This window comes from Jeotgalibacillus sp. R-1-5s-1 (assembly GCF_004405105.1).
In the GTDB taxonomy this organism is placed as follows: Bacteria; Bacillota; Bacilli; order Bacillales; family Jeotgalibacillaceae; genus Jeotgalibacillus.
In genome coordinates, this window is record NZ_SORW01000016.1 from 24,982 (window position 1) to 43,671 (window position 18,690).

At 45.4% G+C, this 18,690-nt stretch carries 27 protein-coding genes; all 27 read left to right on the forward strand.

Features of this window, described 5'->3' with window-relative positions; all coding sequences use genetic code 11:
* A complete protein-coding gene (gene rpoC / locus E2491_RS07705) occupies positions 1-3,600 on the forward strand; it encodes a DNA-directed RNA polymerase subunit beta' (protein WP_134374645.1) in 3,600 nt (1,199 codons plus the stop codon).
* A 432-nt stretch (positions 3,601-4,032) separates the two neighbouring features.
* Entirely contained in the window at positions 4,033-4,281 is a 249-nt protein-coding gene (locus E2491_RS07710) for a 50S ribosomal protein L7ae-like protein (protein ID WP_134374647.1), read from the forward strand.
* 102 nt (positions 4,282-4,383) lie between these two features.
* Entirely contained in the window at positions 4,384-4,803 is a 420-nt protein-coding gene (gene rpsL, locus E2491_RS07715; protein ID WP_134374649.1) for a 30S ribosomal protein S12, read from the forward strand.
* 50 nt (positions 4,804-4,853) lie between these two features.
* Positions 4,854-5,324 (forward strand): 30S ribosomal protein S7, encoded by a 471-nt coding sequence (gene rpsG / locus E2491_RS07720; protein ID WP_134374651.1) that lies wholly within the window; start codon positions 4,854-4,856, stop codon positions 5,322-5,324.
* A gap of 51 nt (positions 5,325-5,375) precedes the next feature.
* The gene (fusA, locus tag E2491_RS07725) at positions 5,376-7,454 is read left to right on the forward strand and encodes an elongation factor G (RefSeq protein ID WP_134374653.1); all 2,079 of its coding nucleotides are present in this window, start codon (positions 5,376-5,378) and stop codon (positions 7,452-7,454) included.
* A 130-nt stretch (positions 7,455-7,584) separates the two neighbouring features.
* Positions 7,585-8,775: an elongation factor Tu gene (gene tuf / locus E2491_RS07730; RefSeq protein WP_134374655.1), complete on the forward strand. Its 1,191-nt coding sequence runs from the start codon at positions 7,585-7,587 to the stop codon at positions 8,773-8,775.
* A gap of 469 nt (positions 8,776-9,244) precedes the next feature.
* Positions 9,245-9,718, forward strand: a complete 474-nt coding sequence (locus E2491_RS07735; protein ID WP_134374657.1) for a hypothetical protein — start codon at positions 9,245-9,247, stop codon at positions 9,716-9,718.
* Positions 9,719-9,973: 255 nt separating this feature from the next.
* Positions 9,974-10,282 (forward strand): 30S ribosomal protein S10, encoded by a 309-nt coding sequence (gene rpsJ, locus E2491_RS07740; protein ID WP_039806276.1) that lies wholly within the window; start codon positions 9,974-9,976, stop codon positions 10,280-10,282.
* Between the two features lie 44 nt (positions 10,283-10,326).
* The gene (rplC, locus tag E2491_RS07745) at positions 10,327-10,956 is read left to right on the forward strand and encodes a 50S ribosomal protein L3 (protein WP_134374659.1); all 630 of its coding nucleotides are present in this window, start codon (positions 10,327-10,329) and stop codon (positions 10,954-10,956) included.
* A 29-nt stretch (positions 10,957-10,985) separates the two neighbouring features.
* On the forward strand, positions 10,986-11,609 hold the full coding sequence (gene rplD, locus E2491_RS07750; RefSeq protein WP_134374661.1) for a 50S ribosomal protein L4: 624 nt from the start codon (positions 10,986-10,988) through the stop codon (positions 11,607-11,609).
* Positions 11,609-11,893, forward strand: a complete 285-nt coding sequence (gene rplW, locus E2491_RS07755; RefSeq protein WP_134374663.1) for a 50S ribosomal protein L23 — start codon at positions 11,609-11,611, stop codon at positions 11,891-11,893. The genes rplD and rplW overlap by 1 nt, the downstream gene beginning before the upstream one ends.
* A gap of 34 nt (positions 11,894-11,927) precedes the next feature.
* Positions 11,928-12,758, forward strand: a complete 831-nt coding sequence (gene rplB, locus E2491_RS07760) for a 50S ribosomal protein L2 (protein WP_134374665.1) — start codon at positions 11,928-11,930, stop codon at positions 12,756-12,758.
* 60 nt (positions 12,759-12,818) lie between these two features.
* A complete protein-coding gene (gene rpsS, locus E2491_RS07765) occupies positions 12,819-13,097 on the forward strand; it encodes a 30S ribosomal protein S19 (RefSeq protein ID WP_134374667.1) in 279 nt (92 codons plus the stop codon).
* 19 nt (positions 13,098-13,116) lie between these two features.
* Entirely contained in the window at positions 13,117-13,458 is a 342-nt protein-coding gene (gene rplV / locus E2491_RS07770) for a 50S ribosomal protein L22 (RefSeq protein ID WP_134374669.1), read from the forward strand.
* Positions 13,459-13,461: 3 nt separating this feature from the next.
* Positions 13,462-14,124 (forward strand): 30S ribosomal protein S3, encoded by a 663-nt coding sequence (gene rpsC, locus E2491_RS07775; protein ID WP_134374671.1) that lies wholly within the window; start codon positions 13,462-13,464, stop codon positions 14,122-14,124.
* Between the two features lie 2 nt (positions 14,125-14,126).
* Complete coding sequence (rplP, locus tag E2491_RS07780) at positions 14,127-14,561, forward strand: 50S ribosomal protein L16 (protein ID WP_134374673.1); 435 nt, start codon at positions 14,127-14,129, stop codon at positions 14,559-14,561.
* Positions 14,551-14,751: a 50S ribosomal protein L29 gene (gene rpmC / locus E2491_RS07785; RefSeq protein ID WP_104059745.1), complete on the forward strand. Its 201-nt coding sequence runs from the start codon at positions 14,551-14,553 to the stop codon at positions 14,749-14,751. Before rplP ends, rpmC begins: the two co-directional genes overlap by 11 nt.
* A gap of 22 nt (positions 14,752-14,773) precedes the next feature.
* Entirely contained in the window at positions 14,774-15,037 is a 264-nt protein-coding gene (gene rpsQ, locus E2491_RS07790) for a 30S ribosomal protein S17 (protein ID WP_134374675.1), read from the forward strand.
* Positions 15,038-15,079: 42 nt separating this feature from the next.
* A complete protein-coding gene (gene rplN / locus E2491_RS07795) occupies positions 15,080-15,448 on the forward strand; it encodes a 50S ribosomal protein L14 (protein ID WP_134374677.1) in 369 nt (122 codons plus the stop codon).
* Positions 15,449-15,485: 37 nt separating this feature from the next.
* A complete protein-coding gene (gene rplX / locus E2491_RS07800) occupies positions 15,486-15,797 on the forward strand; it encodes a 50S ribosomal protein L24 (RefSeq protein ID WP_134374679.1) in 312 nt (103 codons plus the stop codon).
* A 22-nt stretch (positions 15,798-15,819) separates the two neighbouring features.
* Entirely contained in the window at positions 15,820-16,359 is a 540-nt protein-coding gene (rplE, locus tag E2491_RS07805) for a 50S ribosomal protein L5 (protein ID WP_134374681.1), read from the forward strand.
* A 24-nt stretch (positions 16,360-16,383) separates the two neighbouring features.
* A complete protein-coding gene (locus E2491_RS07810) occupies positions 16,384-16,569 on the forward strand; it encodes a type Z 30S ribosomal protein S14 (RefSeq protein ID WP_134374683.1) in 186 nt (61 codons plus the stop codon).
* Positions 16,570-16,599: 30 nt separating this feature from the next.
* A complete protein-coding gene (gene rpsH / locus E2491_RS07815; protein WP_134374685.1) occupies positions 16,600-16,998 on the forward strand; it encodes a 30S ribosomal protein S8 in 399 nt (132 codons plus the stop codon).
* Between the two features lie 31 nt (positions 16,999-17,029).
* The gene (gene rplF / locus E2491_RS07820; protein WP_134374687.1) at positions 17,030-17,566 is read left to right on the forward strand and encodes a 50S ribosomal protein L6; all 537 of its coding nucleotides are present in this window, start codon (positions 17,030-17,032) and stop codon (positions 17,564-17,566) included.
* A gap of 33 nt (positions 17,567-17,599) precedes the next feature.
* Positions 17,600-17,962: a 50S ribosomal protein L18 gene (rplR, locus tag E2491_RS07825; protein ID WP_134374689.1), complete on the forward strand. Its 363-nt coding sequence runs from the start codon at positions 17,600-17,602 to the stop codon at positions 17,960-17,962.
* 23 nt (positions 17,963-17,985) lie between these two features.
* Entirely contained in the window at positions 17,986-18,486 is a 501-nt protein-coding gene (gene rpsE, locus E2491_RS07830; protein WP_134374691.1) for a 30S ribosomal protein S5, read from the forward strand.
* A 13-nt stretch (positions 18,487-18,499) separates the two neighbouring features.
* Entirely contained in the window at positions 18,500-18,682 is a 183-nt protein-coding gene (gene rpmD / locus E2491_RS07835) for a 50S ribosomal protein L30 (protein ID WP_134374693.1), read from the forward strand.
* Positions 18,683-18,690 lie beyond the last annotated feature (8 nt).

Here is an 18,690-nt window from a genome sequence, read left to right on the forward strand (position 1 = left end):
TTGATAGATGTTAATAACTTTGAATATATGAAAATTGGTTTAGCCTCACCTGACAAGATCCGCTCTTGGTCATTTGGTGAAGTGAAAAAGCCGGAGACGATTAACTATCGTACTCTTAAGCCTGAAAAAGACGGTCTTTTCTGCGAGCGAATCTTTGGCCCGCAGAAGGACTGGGAATGTCACTGCGGTAAATACAAGCGCGTCCGTTATAAGGGCGTCGTTTGTGACCGCTGTGGTGTTGAAGTAACGCGTGCAAAGGTTCGTCGTGAGCGTATGGGTCACATCGAGCTTGCAGCACCTGTCTCTCATATCTGGTACTTCAAAGGAATCCCAAGCCGTATGGGTCTTGTTCTTGACATGTCCCCACGTGCGCTTGAAGAAGTTATTTACTTCGCGTCCTATGTTGTAACAGAAGCTGGTGAAACAGCACTTGAGAAAAAACAGCTTCTTTCTGAAAAGGAATACCGTGCTTACCGTGAAAAGTACGGCACGAAATTCCAGGCAGCAATGGGGGCAGAAGCCATCCGTAAACTGCTTCAGGACATCGATCTTGATAAAGAAGCAGAATCGCTTAAAGAAGAACTGAAATCTGCTCAGGGTCAGCGCCGTACACGTGCGATCAAGCGCCTTGAAGTAGTAGAGTCGTTCCGTAACTCAGGAAACCTTCCTGACTGGATGGTACTTGATGTTCTTCCTGTCATCCCGCCTGAACTTCGTCCAATGGTTCAGCTGGATGGTGGTCGTTTCGCAACATCTGACTTAAACGATCTTTACCGTCGTGTAATCAACCGTAACAACCGTCTGAAGCGTCTTCTTGACCTTGGTGCGCCAAGCATCATCGTTCAAAACGAGAAGCGTATGCTTCAGGAAGCCGTTGATGCGTTGATCGATAATGGCCGTCGCGGCCGTCCGGTAACAGGTCCTGGTAACCGTCCACTTAAATCTCTCTCTCACATGCTGAAAGGGAAGCAGGGACGTTTCCGTCAAAACCTCCTTGGTAAGCGTGTTGACTACTCCGGCCGTTCTGTAATCGTTGTTGGACCAAGCCTGAAAATGTATCAGTGTGGTCTGCCGAAGGAAATGGCACTTGAGCTGTTCAAGCCGTTTGTTATGAAGGAACTTGTTGAACGTGGACTTGCGCACAACATCAAGAGTGCGAAGCGTAAGATCGAACGCGTTCACGATGAAGTTTGGGACGTACTTGAAGACGTCATTAAGGAGCATCCGGTTCTTCTAAACCGTGCACCGACGCTTCACCGTCTTGGTATCCAGGCGTTTGAACCAACATTGGTTGAGGGCCGTGCGATCCGTCTTCACCCGCTCGTATGTACAGCCTACAACGCTGACTTCGACGGTGACCAGATGGCTGTTCACGTACCACTTTCATCAGAAGCACAGGCTGAAGCCCGTCTTCTTATGCTTGCGGCACAGAACATCCTGAATCCGAAGGACGGAAAACCGGTTGTTACGCCGTCTCAGGATATGGTACTTGGTAACTACTACCTGACACTTGAGCGCAAAAACGCTGTAGGTGAAGGTGCAGTATTCCGCGATGCGGATGAAGCACTTCTTGCATACCAGAATGGTTATGTACACCTGCACACACGTATTGCGATCCATGCAGGTTCTCTAAATAAAGAAACATTTACGGAAGAGCAGAACAAGAAACTTCTTCTGACAACAGTCGGAAAAGTCGTCTTTAATGAAATTCTTCCGAAAGAGTTCCACTACATTAACGAGCCGACAATGGAAAACCTTGAGGTGAACACACCTGAAAAGTACTTCATTGATCCGACTGTTAACGTAAAAGAACACATTGCAGCTGCTGACCTTGTCACGCCGTTCAAGAAAGGCTTCCTCGGAAGCATCATCGCGGAAGTGTTCAAGAGATTCCATCTTACAGACACGTCTAAGATGCTTGACAGCATGAAGAATCTTGGATTTAAGCACTCTACACGTGCGGGTATCACTATCGGTATTGCTGATATCGTGGTACTTCCTGAGAAGCAGGGAATCCTTGACGATGCACAAGGTAAAGTAGATAAAGTACTAAAACAATTCCGTCGTGGTCTGATCACAGAGGAAGAGCGTTATGATCGCGTTATTTCCATCTGGTCATCTGCGAAGGATGTCATTCAGGATAAGCTGATGCTGACACTCGACAGCCTGAACCCAATCTATATGATGAGTGATTCAGGAGCGCGTGGTAACGCATCTAACTTTACGCAGCTTGCCGGTATGCGTGGTCTGATGGCCAACCCGGCTGGTCGTATTATCGAACTTCCAATCAAATCAAGTTTCCGTGAAGGTCTGACAGTACTTGAGTACTTCATCTCGACACACGGTGCCCGTAAAGGTCTTGCCGATACAGCCCTTAAAACAGCTGACTCAGGTTACCTTACACGCCGTCTTGTTGACGTGGCACAGGATGTCATCGTACGTGAAGAAGACTGTGGAACTGACCGCGGTCTGCGCGTCAAGTCACTGAAAGATGGCACAGAAACGATTGAAGCGTTGGAAGAACGTCTTGAAGGACGTTATTCAAACCAGACAGTTAAGCATCCTGAAACGGGAGAAGTGTTTGTAAGACGCAATGAGCTGATTACAGAAGACATCGCCCGTCAGATTGTCGAAGCTGGTATTGAAGAAGTATCTATCCGTTCAGCCTTCACTTGTAACACGCGTCACGGCGTATGTGAAAAGTGTTACGGTAAAAACCTTGCGACTGGTGAAAAAGTGGAAGTCGGCGAAGCAGTCGGCATCATCGCAGCCCAGTCAATCGGGGAGCCGGGAACACAGCTTACAATGCGTACGTTCCACACAGGTGGGGTAGCCGGAGACGATATCACACAGGGTCTTCCTCGTATTCAGGAAATCTTCGAAGCGCGTAACCCGAAAGGTCAAGCTGTCATTTCTGAAATTGATGGTGTAATCACCGATATTACAGAAGGCAAAGACCGCCAGCAGGAAATCACCGTTCGCGGCGAAGTGGAAACAAGAACGTACAATGCTCCTTACACAGCACGTCTGAAAGTGTCTGTTGACGATACAATTGCCCGCGGTCAGGAACTGACTGAAGGTTCGATTGATCCGAAAGAGCTGATCAAAGTACGTGACGTATCTGCGGTACAGGAATATCTGCTTCGTGAAGTACAAAAAGTATACCGTATGCAGGGTGTAGAAATCGGAGACAAGCACGTTGAAGTCATGGTTCGCCAGATGCTTCGTAAAGTACGTGTCATTGAAGCCGGGGATACAGATCTGCTGCCAGGTTCACTGCTTGATGTACACCAGTTCATGGAAGCAAACCAGCAGGTACTGCTTGACGGCAAACAGCCGGCAACAGGCCGCCCGCTGATTCTTGGTATCACAAAAGCGTCTCTTGAAACAGAGTCCTTCCTATCTGCAGCATCCTTCCAGGAGACAACTCGTGTCCTGACAGATGCAGCGATCAAAGGAAAACGTGATGAACTGCTTGGACTGAAAGAAAATGTTATCATCGGTAAGCTCGTTCCGGCCGGAACAGGTATGCAACGTTACCGTCAGGCTGAGATCGAATCTGAAGAACTTCCGGAAGAAGAAGCAGTTTCCGTTGAGTAATTCATCATCCGATTGAATCAAAAAAGGTGGCGCCTGCTGGCGTCACCTTTTTTTAATGGGTGAGGGGATGTTCGCGGTGGTTCAGGAAATGGTGAAACCGCTTCGCAAAACGTGGGCTTAGGTTCACAGAATGTAAGGGGAGGTTCGCAAGATAATACTGCAGGTTCACAGAATGCAGGTGGAGGTTCGCAAGATTTCGACACGGGTTCGCAGAATGATAGCCATCGTTCGCAAGATTCGCCGGCAGCTTCATAGAATAACGTCCATCTTTCACAGAATCAGGATGAAAGACACGCACGTCAGACACATTTGCAAAACGAACGACCTCCCAAAAAGAATTATTCCCAAACCTTGTTGACATCCATATCTTGAGATGATAATATATTCAAGGTTGCTACTACTCAACAACCTGTTACTTTGGAGGATATAATTATGTCTTATGAAAAAGTATCGCAGGCTAAACACATCATTGTAGGATCCAAGCAAGTTGTAAAGGCGCTCAAAGCAGGGTCCGTGAAGGAAATCGTTGTCGCTGATGACGTTGACCGGCACGTGATTGACAAAGTTTTGCTCACCGCTGAAGAGATGAACGTAACGATTACCCATGTTGATTCAATGAAGAAGCTGGGGAAAGCGTGCGGGATCGAGGTTGGTGCTGCCGCGGTAGCCATTACTAAGTAAACATGTTTTTGTAGATGAATCTGCAAGAACTTTGTTTTTACCCTTAAATGAACCACCTGGATGTGTGGGCTTAAAATAAAGATCGAAGGGAGGAAAAAACTCATGCCTACTATTAACCAATTAGTGCGTAAGCCACGTCAGTCTAAAGTTGTTAAGTCTGACTCACCAGCATTGAACAAAGGTTACAACAGCTTCAAGAAGAAAGCGACTGACCTTTCATCTCCACAAAAACGCGGTGTTTGTACTCGTGTTGGTACGATGACTCCGAAGAAGCCAAACTCGGCTCTTCGTAAATATGCTCGTGTACGTCTTACAAACCAGATTGAGGTAACAGCATACATTCCTGGAATCGGGCACAACCTTCAAGAGCACAGTGTTGTTCTTATCCGTGGAGGACGTGTAAAGGATTTACCAGGGGTACGTTACCACATCGTTCGTGGTGCTCTTGATACTGCTGGTGTAGACGGACGTCGTCAAGGTCGTTCTCTATACGGTACTAAGAGACCAAAAGAGAAAAAGTAATAACGTTTTAAATAAATGAAAGTAATTTTCCTGTGAAAGGAGGAAATCACATGCCTCGTAAAGGTGCAGTAGCAAAACGCGACGTATTACCGGATCCGATTCATAACTCGAAGCTGGTAACTCGTCTAGTTAACAAAATCATGATTGACGGTAAAAAGGGTACAGCTCAAAAGATCCTTTATTCCGCATTCGATATCGTGCAGGAACGCTCTGGAAAGGATGCTCTTGAAGTATTCGACCAGGCGCTTAAAAACATCATGCCAGTTCTTGAAGTACGTGCACGCCGTGTTGGTGGAGCAAACTATCAGGTACCGGTTGAGGTTCGTCCAGAACGTCGTACTACACTAGGTCTTCGCTGGTTAGTAAACTATTCACGTCTTCGTGGAGAAAAGACTATGGAAGAACGTCTTGCTAACGAAATTCTTGATGCAGCTAACAACACTGGTGCTTCAGTTAAGAAGCGCGAAGATATGCATAAAATGGCAGAAGCAAACAAAGCGTTTGCTCACTACCGCTGGTAAGATTCAATCTTTTATCTACCAAATCACATTTAGTAGGAAGGAGAAAGACCCATGCCTAGAGAGTTCTCCTTAAAAGACACTCGTAATATCGGTATCATGGCTCACATCGATGCCGGTAAAACGACTGCTACGGAGCGTATCCTTTACTACACAGGCCGTATCCACAAAATTGGTGAAACGCACGAAGGTGCATCACAAATGGACTGGATGGAGCAGGAGCAGGAGCGTGGTATCACTATCACGTCTGCTGCAACAACTGCTCAATGGAAAGGCCACCGTGTAAACATCATCGATACTCCTGGACACGTAGACTTCACGGTTGAAGTTGAGCGTTCACTGCGCGTACTTGATGGTGCTGTTGGTGTACTTGATGCCCAGTCGGGTGTTGAGCCGCAAACAGAAACTGTATGGCGTCAAGCGACAACATACGGCGTACCTCGTATCGTATTCGTTAACAAAATGGATAAGATCGGGGCTGACTTCCTATACTCTGTAGGAACACTACATGACCGTCTTCAGGCTAACGCTCACCCAATCCAGCTTCCAATCGGAGCTGAGGATGAGTTTGAAGGAATCATCGATCTTGTTAAGAACGTTGCTTACTTCTATGAAGACGATCTTGGAACTCGTACTGAAGAGCGCGAAATTCCAGATGAGTACAAGGATCAGGCTGAAGAATACCGTGGAAAGCTAATTGAAGCGGTAGCGGATCTTGATGAAGATCTAATGATGAAATACCTTGAAGGTGAAGAAATCACAGAGGAAGAGCTTAAAGCTGCAATCCGTAAAGGAACTGTAAACGTTGAGTTCTATCCAGTAATCTGTGGATCTGCTTTCAAAAACAAAGGAGTTCAGCTTCTGCTTGATGCAGTACTTGACTACCTTCCGTCACCACTTGATGTTAAGCCGATCACAGGAATTATTCCTGATTCTGAAGAAGAAGTTGTTCGTCCTGCTAGCGACGAAGAGCCATTCTCAGCGCTTGCATTCAAAGTTATGACAGACCCTTATGTAGGTAAGCTTACATTCTTCCGTGTTTACTCTGGTGTACTTTCTTCTGGATCGTACGTACAGAATGCAACGAAAGGTAAGCGTGAGCGCGTAGGACGTATCCTGCAGATGCACGCTAACTCTCGTGAAGAAATCGGAGAAGTATATGCTGGAGATATCGCTGCTGCAGTAGGTCTTAAGGACACTACTACAGGGGACACTCTATGTGATGAAAAGAATCTTGTTATTCTTGAGTCTATGGAATTCCCTGAGCCAGTTATCTCTGTTGCGATCGAACCTAAGTCTAAAGCTGACCAGGACAAGATGAGCCAGGCGCTTCAGAAACTTCAGGAAGAAGATCCAACATTCCACGCGCACACTGACCAGGAAACTGGCCAGACGATCATCGCAGGTATGGGTGAACTTCACCTTGATATCCTTGTTGACCGTATGAAGCGTGAATTCAAAGTAGAAGCTAACGTAGGTGCTCCACAGGTATCTTACCGTGAAACATTCCGCGGCTCAGCTCAAGTTGAAGGGAAGTTCGTCCGCCAGTCTGGTGGTCGTGGTCAGTTCGGTCACGTTAAGATTGAATTCTCTCCAAACGAAGAGGGAGCAGGCTTTGAATTTGAGAATGCAATCGTAGGGGGAGCTGTTCCACGTGAATACATCCCGGCTGTACAAGCAGGTCTTGAAGACTCACTTGACAACGGTGTACTTGCTGGTTACCCTCTAATCGACATCAAAGCGAAGTTATTCGATGGTTCATACCACGATGTTGACTCCTCTGAGATGGCGTTTAAGATTGCTGCTTCTATGGCATTGAAAAATGCAGTTTCTAAGTGTAACCCGGTTCTTCTTGAGCCGCTAATGCGCGTAGAAGTTATGATCCCAGAAGAATACATGGGAGACATCATGGGAGACATCACATCTCGCCGTGGACGCGTAGAAGGTATGGCATCTCGTGGAAATACACAAATCGTTAAAGCATTTGTGCCACTTGCTGAGATGTTCGGATACGCAACTTCACTTCGTTCTAACACGCAGGGACGTGGAACATTCTCAATGTTCTTCGATCACTACGAGGAAGTACCGAAGTCTGTTGGTGAAGAAATCATCAAGAAAAATAAAGGTGAATAATTGATTTCACCCTTACAATAAAGTATAACTACTTATGTAAGCTATGGACCCCGGAAAGGCTTTCTTTCCGGATCCATATTAAAAATAAATTCAAATTAACTTTTTTATTATCTAAAGGAGGATTTCCAAAATGGCTAAGGAAAAATTCGACCGTTCGAAAACCCATGCTAACATTGGTACAATCGGACACGTTGACCATGGTAAAACAACTCTAACTGCTGCAATCACAACTGTACTTCACAAGAAATATGGTCGTGGAACAGCTATGGCATATGACCAAATCGATGGTGCTCCAGAAGAGCGCGAGCGTGGAATCACAATCTCAACTGCACACGTTGAGTACGAAACTGATTCTCGTCACTATGCACACGTTGACTGCCCAGGACACGCTGACTATGTTAAGAACATGATCACTGGTGCTGCTCAGATGGACGGCGGTATTCTTGTAGTATCTGCTGCTGACGGCCCAATGCCACAAACTCGTGAGCACATCCTTCTTTCTCGTCAGGTAGGTGTACCTTACCTTGTTGTATTCATGAACAAGTGTGACATGGTAGACGACGAAGAGCTACTTGAACTAGTTGAAATGGAAATTCGTGACCTTCTTTCTGAGTACGACTTCCCAGGCGACGACATTCCAGTAATCAAAGGTTCTGCTCTTAAAGCTCTTGAAGGAGATGCACAGTGGGAAGAAAAAATCTATGAGCTTATGGAAGCTGTAGATAGCTACATCCCAACTCCAGAGCGTGACACTGAAAAGCCATTCATGATGCCAGTTGAGGATGTATTCTCAATCACTGGTCGTGGTACAGTTGCTACTGGACGTGTTGAGCGTGGACAAGTTAAAGTCGGTGACGAAGTAGAAATCATCGGTCTTTCTGAAGAGCCTAAGAAGACAATCGTAACAGGTGTTGAAATGTTCCGTAAGCTTCTTGACTATGCAGAAGCTGGAGACAACATCGGTGCACTTCTTCGTGGTGTATCACGTGACGACATCAACCGTGGACAGGTTCTTGCTAAGCCAGGAACAATCACTCCACACACAAACTTCAAAGCTGAAGTTTACGTTCTATCAAAAGAAGAAGGTGGACGTCACACTCCATTCTTCTCTAACTACCGCCCACAGTTCTACTTCCGTACTACGGACGTAACTGGCGTATGTAACCTTCCTGAAGGAGTAGAAATGGTTATGCCTGGCGACAACATCGAAATGACTGTTGAGCTAATCTCTCCTATCGCAATCGAAGAAGGAACTAAGTTCTCTATTCGTGAAGGTGGACGTACAGTAGGCGCTGGCGTTGTTGCTTCTATCCAGAAGTAATTTCTGCTGACGAATACACAATCCTGCATCCTTTTGGGTGCAGGATTTTTTCTGTTTAAATGAGGGTGTGGGAATTGGGAGGGTGAGCAAAGTGAAAAGTTAGGTGTTGTTAAAGCGCACAATAAAGAGGAGGGAACGCACAATAAAAAGAAAGTAACGCAAAATAGAGACTAACCTCCGCACAATCCCAATACACTTTCATTCATCACGCTGCCTTAAAAGCAAGCCCGAGACGATCGACAGGATCCATTTAAAAATTAACAAACACCGTATAAGATCATAAATACCTCATATAACTCACCAGGAACGAACAATAAACAGAAAGTGACGCAAAATAAAGACCGACCTCCGCAAAATAACAGCCAATCTCCACACAATCCCCAACTGCCAACCCTCTACCCATCCGCATCAAAAACAGCTACACTACTCTTATAGAAAAAACCCGTCACACAGAAAGGGGCACCACCCATTGGAACCAATCCATCTCTGGCTTTCCGTTTTTGATAAACACACGAAGAAACCAAAACAGTCCATACAGCCGATCCTTCCCGCAGTCACGCTCGCTTACCAGCAATCACGATCAAACCAAGACGTGACTCAGCAGGAAGCGCTGGATGATCTCAAACATCTCCTGCAAGAAGGGGCATACGTTCCTCTCTTAAAAGTCTGGGAGAACCAGGGCTACTTCAGAATAGAAGAGAGACATTTCGGTTCAATGACGTCACGCTTATTTCACCTCGCACCTAAAGCGACCAATGAAGAGCGCAATCGAAAGAAACTTAGAGAGCGCCAGGAGCTTCTCGCACTCACTGATGATGATCTCCATTACCTCGCCTTCAGCTCACTCCTGAATGCCAAACACAGTATGTACAAGCCGTCCCCAGATGAGCAAACACCATACTGGATCGCAGTCTCAACGATCATTCAAGGCAGAAAAACCTGAGAATTTTCTGCCTATTTCTTCACCCCTTGAAACACGCCTGCATCCCCCGTATAATAAACAAAGTGTACTTGGAAAGGATTTTCGTAACAGGGGTTGCGCAATCCGATTTTTTTCTGTATACTATTTAATGTTGGTCTTTGACTTGCGATGATGCAGGAGGTTGCCGACACACCCGGCCGCTTTGCCATGGCTCGTGTGTGGGAAATTTCTGCGGAGAATGTCTATTCCTAAATAGGCGAAAAAGGAGGGAAAATAATGGCAAAACAAAAAATCCGTATCCGTTTGAAGGCATACGATCACAGAATTCTTGATCAGTCTGCTGAAAAGATTGTTGAAACTGCAAAGCGTTCAGGTGCAAGTGTTTCGGGTCCAATCCCGCTTCCAACTGAAAAGTCAGTTTACACAATTCTTCGTGCGGTCCACAAATACAAGGATGCTCGTGAGCAGTTTGAAATGCGCACACACAAGCGCCTGGTAGACATTGTGAACCCAACACCACAAACGGTAGATGCGCTAATGCGTCTTGATTTACCGTCTGGCGTTGACATCGAAATCAAACTTTAATCAACACAAAAATACATTAATTAAAATTTTAGGAGGTGTGACTAATGACCAAAGGAATCTTAGGAAGAAAGATTGGTATGACTCAGGTTTTTGCTGAAAACGGCGACCTTATCCCAGTTACAGTAATCGAAGCGACTCCAAACGTAGTCCTTCAAAAGAAAGCTGTTGATACTGACGGATATGAGGCGATCCAGATCGGTTTCGAAGACAAGCGCGAAAAGCTTGCTAACAAGCCATCTAAAGGACATGCTGCTAAAGCTGAAACCGCTCCTAAGCGCTTCGTCCGTGAAATCCGCGGTGTTGAGCTTGGCGAGTATGAGGTTGGTCAAGAAGTCAAGGTTGATATTTTTGCAGAAGGCGACACAGTAGACGTTACTGGAATTTCCAAGGGTAAAGGTTTTCAGGGTGCAATCAAGCGTCACAACCAATCCCGCGGACCAATGTCTCACGGTTCTCGTTACCACCGTCGTCCTGGTTCAATGGGTCCTGTTGATCCAAACCGCGTATTCAAAGGTAAGCTATTACCTGGACGCATGGGCGGAGAAAGAATTACAGTTCAGAACCTTTCAATCGTAAAGGTAGATACTGAGCGTAACCTGCTACTTGTTAAAGGGAACGTTCCTGGCCCTAACAAGAGCCTAATCACAGTAAAAAGCGCAATTAAAGCGAAATAATAAACGTTATAGGAAAGGAGGAAACAGGAATGCCTAAAGTATCCGTATTTAAACAAGATGGTTCACAAGCTGGCGATATCGAGCTTAACGAGTCCATCTTCGGCATTGAGCCAAACAACGCAGTGATGTTCGAGACAGTATTGATGCAGCGTGCAGCATTACGTCAAGGAACTCACAAAGTAAAAAATCGTTCTGAAGTAGCTGGCGGCGGTCGTAAGCCATGGCGCCAAAAAGGAACTGGACGTGCTCGTCAGGGTTCGATCCGTTCACCACAATGGCGCGGCGGTGGTACTGTATTCGGTCCAACACCACGCAGCTATGCTTATAAGCTACCTAAGAAAGTTCGCCGTCTGGCAATCAAATCAGCTCTTTCAACGAAAGCTGCTGAAGAAAACATCCTAGTACTAGAGGCGCTTTCATTCGAAACGCCAAAGACAAAGGAATTTGCTTCAGTATTAAGCAGCCTTTCAGTAGACAAGAAGGTCCTAGTAGTGACTGAAGGTCTTGACGAAAACGTTGCTCTATCTGGACGTAATATTCCTGGTGTAACAGTTGTATCTGCTACTGGTGTCAACGTACTGGATGTACTTGGTCACGACAAACTGATCCTGACTAAAGGTGCAGTTCAAAAAGTAGAGGAGGTGCTTGCATAATGGATGCTCGCGAAATCATTAAGCGCCCCGTAATCACTGAGCGTTCTTCAGACCTTATGGGTGAGAAGAAATACACGTTCGAAGTCGACACTCGTGCGAACAAAACACAAGTGAAAGACGCAATCCAGGAGATCTTTGGAGTAGATGTCGAGAAAGTAAACATCATGAACTACAAAGGTAAATACAAGCGCGTTGGACGTTATGCAGGTTTTACTAACAAGCGTCGCAAAGCAATCGTAACTCTTACTGAAGATAGCAAAGAAATCGAATTTTTCGAGGTTTAATAAAACCCGATAACTAGAAGAGGAGGGAAAACAAATGGCGATTAAAAAGTACAAACCTACCTCTAATGGTCGTCGCGGCATGACTACTTCTGATTTTGCTGAGATTACAACTAGCAAGCCGGAAAAATCACTTCTTGCACCTATTAAGCGCAAGGGTGGCCGTAACAACCAAGGTAAGTTAACCGTTCGTCATCAAGGTGGAGGCCACAAACGCCAATACCGTGTCATCGACTTCGCTCGTACGAAAGATGGCATTCCAGGACGCGTTGCTACGATCGAATACGATCCAAACCGTTCAGCAAACATTGCACTTATCAACTATGTTGATGGTGAAAAACGTTACATCCTAGCTCCTAAGGGATTAGTAGTTGGAATGGAAGTTATGTCAGGTCCAGAAGCGGACATCAAAACTGGTAACGCACTTCCACTAACAAACATTCCAGTGGGTACAGTTATCCACAATATCGAGCTTAAGCCTGGTAAAGGTGGTCAGCTAGTACGTTCAGCTGGTACATCAGCACAGGTACTTGGTAAAGAAGGTAAATACGTTCTTGTTCGTCTTAACTCAGGCGAAACTCGTATGATCCTTGCTACTTGCCGCGCTACAGTTGGTCAGGTAGGAAACGAGCAGCACGAACTTATCAACATCGGTAAAGCAGGACGTTCACGCTGGTTAGGCAAGCGCCCAACAGTACGTGGATCTGTAATGAACCCGAACGATCACCCACACGGTGGTGGTGAAGGTAAAGCACCGATCGGACGTAAGTCTCCAATGTCACCATGGGGTAAACCAACACTTGGTGCTAAGACTCGTAAGAAGAAAAACAAATCCGATAAATTTATCGTACGCCGTCGTAAAAAATAACGGGATTGAGCTACGGTTCAACATACGAACCGTAGGGCAATCACGAAAGGAGGTTCCAGTATGGGTCGCAGCTTGAAAAAAGGACCTTTCGTGGACGATCACTTAATGTCAAAGGTTGAGAAGCTTAATGAAGCGGACAAGAAGCAGGTTATCAAAACTTGGTCTCGCCGTTCTACAATCTTCCCTAACTTCATCGGTCATACAATCGCTGTATACGATGGACGTAAGCACGTACCGGTTTACGTGACTGAAGATATGGTTGGTCACAAACTTGGTGAATTCGCACCAAGCCGTACGTACAAAGGTCACGCAAGTGATGATAAGAAAACAAGACGCTAATTGAGAGGAGGCTATCCTAATGCAAGCTAAAGCTGTTGCGAGAACAGTTCGTATTGCTCCTCGTAAAGTACGCCTAGTAGCAGATTTAATCCGCGGTAAGCAGGTTGGCGAAGCGGTGGCTATCTTAAACCACACACCACGCTCTGCATCACCAGTAATCGAGAAAGTATTAAAATCTGCTGTAGCGAACGCTGAGCATAATTACGACATGGACATCAACAACCTTGTGATTTCTGAAGCATACGTGAATGAGGGACCAACACTTAAACGTTTCCGTCCTCGTGCACAAGGTCGTGCAAGTGCCATTAACAAACGTACTAGCCACATTACAATCGTGGTATCTGAAAAAAAGGAGGGATAATGCGTGGGTCAAAAAGTACATCCAATTGGACTACGTATCGGAGTCATTCGTGACTGGGAATCAAAATGGTTCGCAGGCAAAGACTATGCAGACTTACTTCATGAAGACCTGAAAGTACGTGACTACATCGAAGGTCGTTTGAAAGAAGCATCTGTTTCTAAAGTAGAAATCGAGCGTGCGGCTAACCGCATTAACATTACAATTCACACTGCAAAGCCAGGTATGGTTATTGGTAAAGGTGGAACGGAAGTCGAAGCACTTCGTAAAGACCTTAACAAAATCACTAACAAGCGTGTTCACATCAACATCGTTGAAATCAAGCGCGCAGACCTTGATGCTAAACTTGTAGGTGAAAACATTGCACGTCAACTGGAAAACCGTGTATCTTTCCGTCGTGCACAAAAGCAAGCGATCCAACGCACAATGCGTGCTGGCGCTAAAGGGATCAAAACTCAGGTTTCTGGTCGTCTTGGCGGAGCAGACATCGCACGTGCTGAACATTACAGTGAAGGTACTGTTCCACTTCATACTCTTCGTGCTGACATCGACTACGCTCACGTTGAAGCGGATACTACGTATGGTAAGCTCGGAGTTAAAGTATGGATCTACCGTGGAGAAGTTCTTCCTACCAGAAACAAGAAGAAATCCGAGGAAGGAGGAAACTAATCATGTTATTACCTAAACGCGTTAAATATCGTCGTGTACACCGCGGAAAAATGCGCGGACAAGCGAAAGGCGGTACTGAAGTAAACTTCGGTGAATACGGCCTTCAAGCTTTAGAAGCGAGCTGGATCACAAACCGCCAGATCGAATCTGCACGTATCGCGATGACACGTTACATGAAACGTGGCGGTAAAGTATGGATTAAAATCTTCCCACACAAGCCTTACACGAAGAAACCTCTTGAAGTCCGAATGGGTTCTGGTAAAGGGGCACCTGAAGGATGGGTTGCAGTTGTAAAGCCGGGTAAGATTATGTTTGAAATCGCTGGAGTATCTGAAGAGGTTGCTCGTGAAGCTCTTCGTCTTGCATCACACAAACTTCCGGTTAAGTGTAAGTTTGTAAAACGAGAAGAAATTGGTGGTGAATCAAATGAAAGCTAATGAAATTCGTGACCTAACCACTGCCGAAATTGAACAAAAAGTAAAATCACTTAAGGAAGAGCTATTTAACCTTCGTTTTCAGCTAGCTACTGGCCAGCTTGAAAACACAGCTCGTATCCGTGAAGTACGAAAAGCCATTGCTCGCATGAAAACCGTGATTCGTGAAAGAGAAATTGGCGCTAACAACTGATAACTGAGAGGAGGTTTGCAGCATGAGTGAACGCAACCAGCGTAAAGTTTATACCGGCCGTGTTGTTTCTGACAAAATGGACAAAACAGTCACTGTAATGGTAGAAACGTATAAGAAACATTCACTTTATGGCAAACGAGTAAAGTACTCTAAGAAGTACAAAGCTCACGATGAACAAAATCAAGCCAAGGTTGGCGATATTGTTCGTATCATGGAAACTCGTCCGCTTTCAGCAACAAAACGTTTCCGTCTAGTGGAAGTCGTAGAAGAAGCGGTTATTATCTAATACATTGTTCGGAAATGTTAATTCCGAAGGGAGGTAACCTACATGATTCAACAAGAATCCCGTTTAAAAGTAGCTGACAACTCTGGCGCACGTGAAGTATTAACCATTAAAGTTCTTGGTGGTTCAGGCCGCAAGACTGCTAACATTGGTGATGTGATCGTCTGCACAGTGAAACAAGCAACACCAGGAGGCGTTGTTAAAAAAGGTGACGTTGTAAGAGCAGTAATTGTTCGTACAAAGAGCGGAGTTCGTCGTAACGATGGAACGTACATCAAGTTCGACGAAAACGCATGTGTCATCATCCGTGACGACAAAGGTCCACGCGGAACTCGTATCTTTGGACCGGTTGCTCGTGAGCTTCGTGACAACAACTTCATGAAGATCGTTTCTCTAGCACCAGAAGTTCTTTAATTGATCATTAACCACCGTATCAAGGAGGTGCGACAGGATGCACGTTAAAAAAGGCGACAAAGTAATGGTCATTTCAGGTAAAGACAAAGGCAAGACAGGTACTGTACTTGCAGCTCTTCCGAAAAAAGACCGTGTTGTGGTTGAAGGTGTGAACATCGTTAAAAAGCACTCAAAGCCATCACAATTGAATCCACAAGGTGGAATCTCCAACATGGAGGCAGCGATTCACGTATCAAACGTGATGCTGATCGATCCGAAAACAAACGAACCAACTCGTGTTGGTTACAAAGTTGAGGACGGCAAGAAAGTTCGTATTGCAAAAAAATCAGGTGAATCTTTAGATAAATAGTTAAGAGGGGAGGTACTCAAGAATGAACCGCCTAAAAGAAAAGTTCAACAGTGAAATCACACCTGCTCTAGTGAAGAAGTTCAACTACACTTCTGTTATGCAGGTACCGAAAATCGACAAAATCGTAATCAACATGGGTGTTGGTGACGCAGTTCAAAACACTAAATCTTTAGATACAGCAGTTGAAGAGCTTGCGACTATCACTGGTCAAAAGCCTCTAGTAACAAAAGCTAAGAAATCAATCGCTGGCTTCCGTCTTCGTGAAGGTATGCCAATCGGAGCGAAAGTAACACTTCGCGGCGAGCGTATGTATGAATTCTTAGACAAGCTAGTCTCTGTATCTCTTCCACGTGTACGTGACTTCCGCGGTGTATCTAAAAAGTCTTTCGACGGACGCGGAAACTACACTCTTGGTGTTAAAGAGCAGCTTATCTTCCCAGAGATCGATTATGACAAGGTAAATAAAGTTCGTGGTATGGACATCGTAATTGTAACGACAGCTAAAACAGACGAAGAGTCTCGTGAGCTTCTAACTCAATTCGGTATGCCATTCCAAAAGTAATCTCTACAAAAGGGAGGCGTAAACGTGGCTAAAAAATCAATGATTGTGAAACAACAGCGCAAACAAAAATTTAAAGTACAAGAGTATACACGTTGCGAACGTTGCGGACGTCCACACTCAGTACTGCGTAAATTCAAGCTTTGCCGTATTTGTTTCCGTGAACTAGCATACAAGGGTCAAATTCCTGGCGTTAAGAAAGCCAGCTGGTAATACCCGATTTTGGGAAGGAGGTAAATTAATATGACAATGACAGATCCAATCGCAGATCTTTTGACTCGCATCCGTAATGCGAATCAAGTGCGTCACGAGAAGCTAGAGGTACCTGCTTCTAACATTAAGAAAGAAATCGCAGAAATCCTTAAGCGTGAAGGTTTCATCCGTGACGTTGAATATATCGAGGACAGCCAACAGGGCATTATCCGCATCTTCCTTAAGTACGGTGCGAATAACGAGCGTGTTATCACTGGCCTTAAGCGTATCTCTAAGCCAGGTCTACGTGTTTACGCGAAAGCTGATGAGCTTCCACGCGTACTGAACGGTCTTGGAATCGCAATCGTATCAACTTCAACTGGCGTTGTAACGGACAAAGAAGCTCGTGCTAAGCAAGTGGGCGGAGAAGTTCTAGCATACGTTTGGTAATACTTTTTAATCGAAAGAGAGGTGCAACAAAATGTCTCGCGTAGGAAAAAAACCAATCGAGGTACCTTCAGACGTAACGTTAACTTTTGACGGTTCAACAGTTACTGCAAAAGGTCCTAAAGGTGAACTTACATTCACTTTCAACTCAGAAATGAAATTCGAGCAGGAAGGCAGCACATTAACAGTTGTTCGTCCTTCTGACTCTAAAGAGCACCGTACTATTCACGGTACAACTCGTGCAATCCTTAACAACATGATCGAAGGTGTATCTAAAGGCTTCGAACGTGGTCTTGAGCTTATCGGGGTTGGATATCGTGCACAGAAACAAGGTAACAAGCTTGTTCTTAACGTAGGATACTCTCACCCAGTTGAGATTACACCGGAAGAAGGAATCGAAATCGAAGTTCCTTCAAACACAAAAGTTATCGTTAAAGGTGCGAGCAAAGAGCGCGTAGGCGCACTAGCTGCTAACATCCGCGACGTACGTCCTCCAGAGCCTTACAAAGGTAAAGGAATCCGTTATGAAGGTGAACGTGTTCGCCGTAAAGAAGGTAAAACAGGTAAATAATGCCGCTTAGGCGCATGAAAGGAGTGACCTTGATTGATTACTAAAGTTGACAAGAATGCGGTACGTAAGAAGCGTCATGCACGTGTTCGTACGACAATCACTGGTACTGAACAGCGTCCACGTCTAAACGTATACCGTTCTAACAAGCATATCTACGCTCAACTTATCGATGATGTAAACGGCGTAACACTTGCCAGCGCATCTACAAAAGATAAAGAGCTTGGTCTTGAAAGCGGCGGAAACGTCGAGGCTGCAACAAAAGTTGGCGAAGCAATCGCAAAACGCGCAGCTGAAAAAGGAATGAAATCAGTCGTATTTGATCGTGGAGGATATCTTTACCACGGCCGCGTGAAAGCTCTTGCTGATGCTGCACGTGAAAACGGACTTGAATTTTAATAGAAAAAGGAGGGACAATCCAGATGCGTCGCATTGATCCAAACAAACTTGAACTTGAAGAACGCGTAGTTACGATTAACCGTGTCGCTAAGGTTGTTAAAGGTGGCCGCCGCTTCCGTTTCTCTGCTCTTGTAGTAGTAGGAGACAAGAATGGCCATGTCGGTTTCGGTACAGGTAAAGCCCAAGAGGTACCTGATGCGATCCGTAAAGCAATCGAAGACGCGAAGAAAAATCTGATTGAAGTACCAATGGTAGAAGGAACAACTCCTCACCTTGTTACAGGTCGTTTCGGAGCTGGCTCAATCCTGATTAAACCAGCATCTCCTGGTACAGGAATCATCGCCGGTGGACCGGTTCGTGCGGTACTTGAGCTTGCAGGTGTCCACGACATTCTTTCTAAATCACTGGGATCTAACACACCAATCAATATGGTTCGTGCCACAATTGACGGCCTTAACCAGCTTAAGCGTGCAGAAGATGTAGCTAAGCTTCGCGGTAAGTCAGTGGAAGAACTGTTAGGATAAGGAGGGATAAGTGATGGCAAACAAACTAGCAATTACCCTCACTCGCAGCGTGATCGGACGCAATAAAGATCAGCGTGCAACAGTACAGGCTCTTGGTCTTCGTAAGACTAACCAGACTGTTGAACAGCAGGACAACCCTGCAATCCGCGGAATGATCAATAAAGTGTCTCACCTGGTATCAGTTAAAGAAATCTAATTCAACGT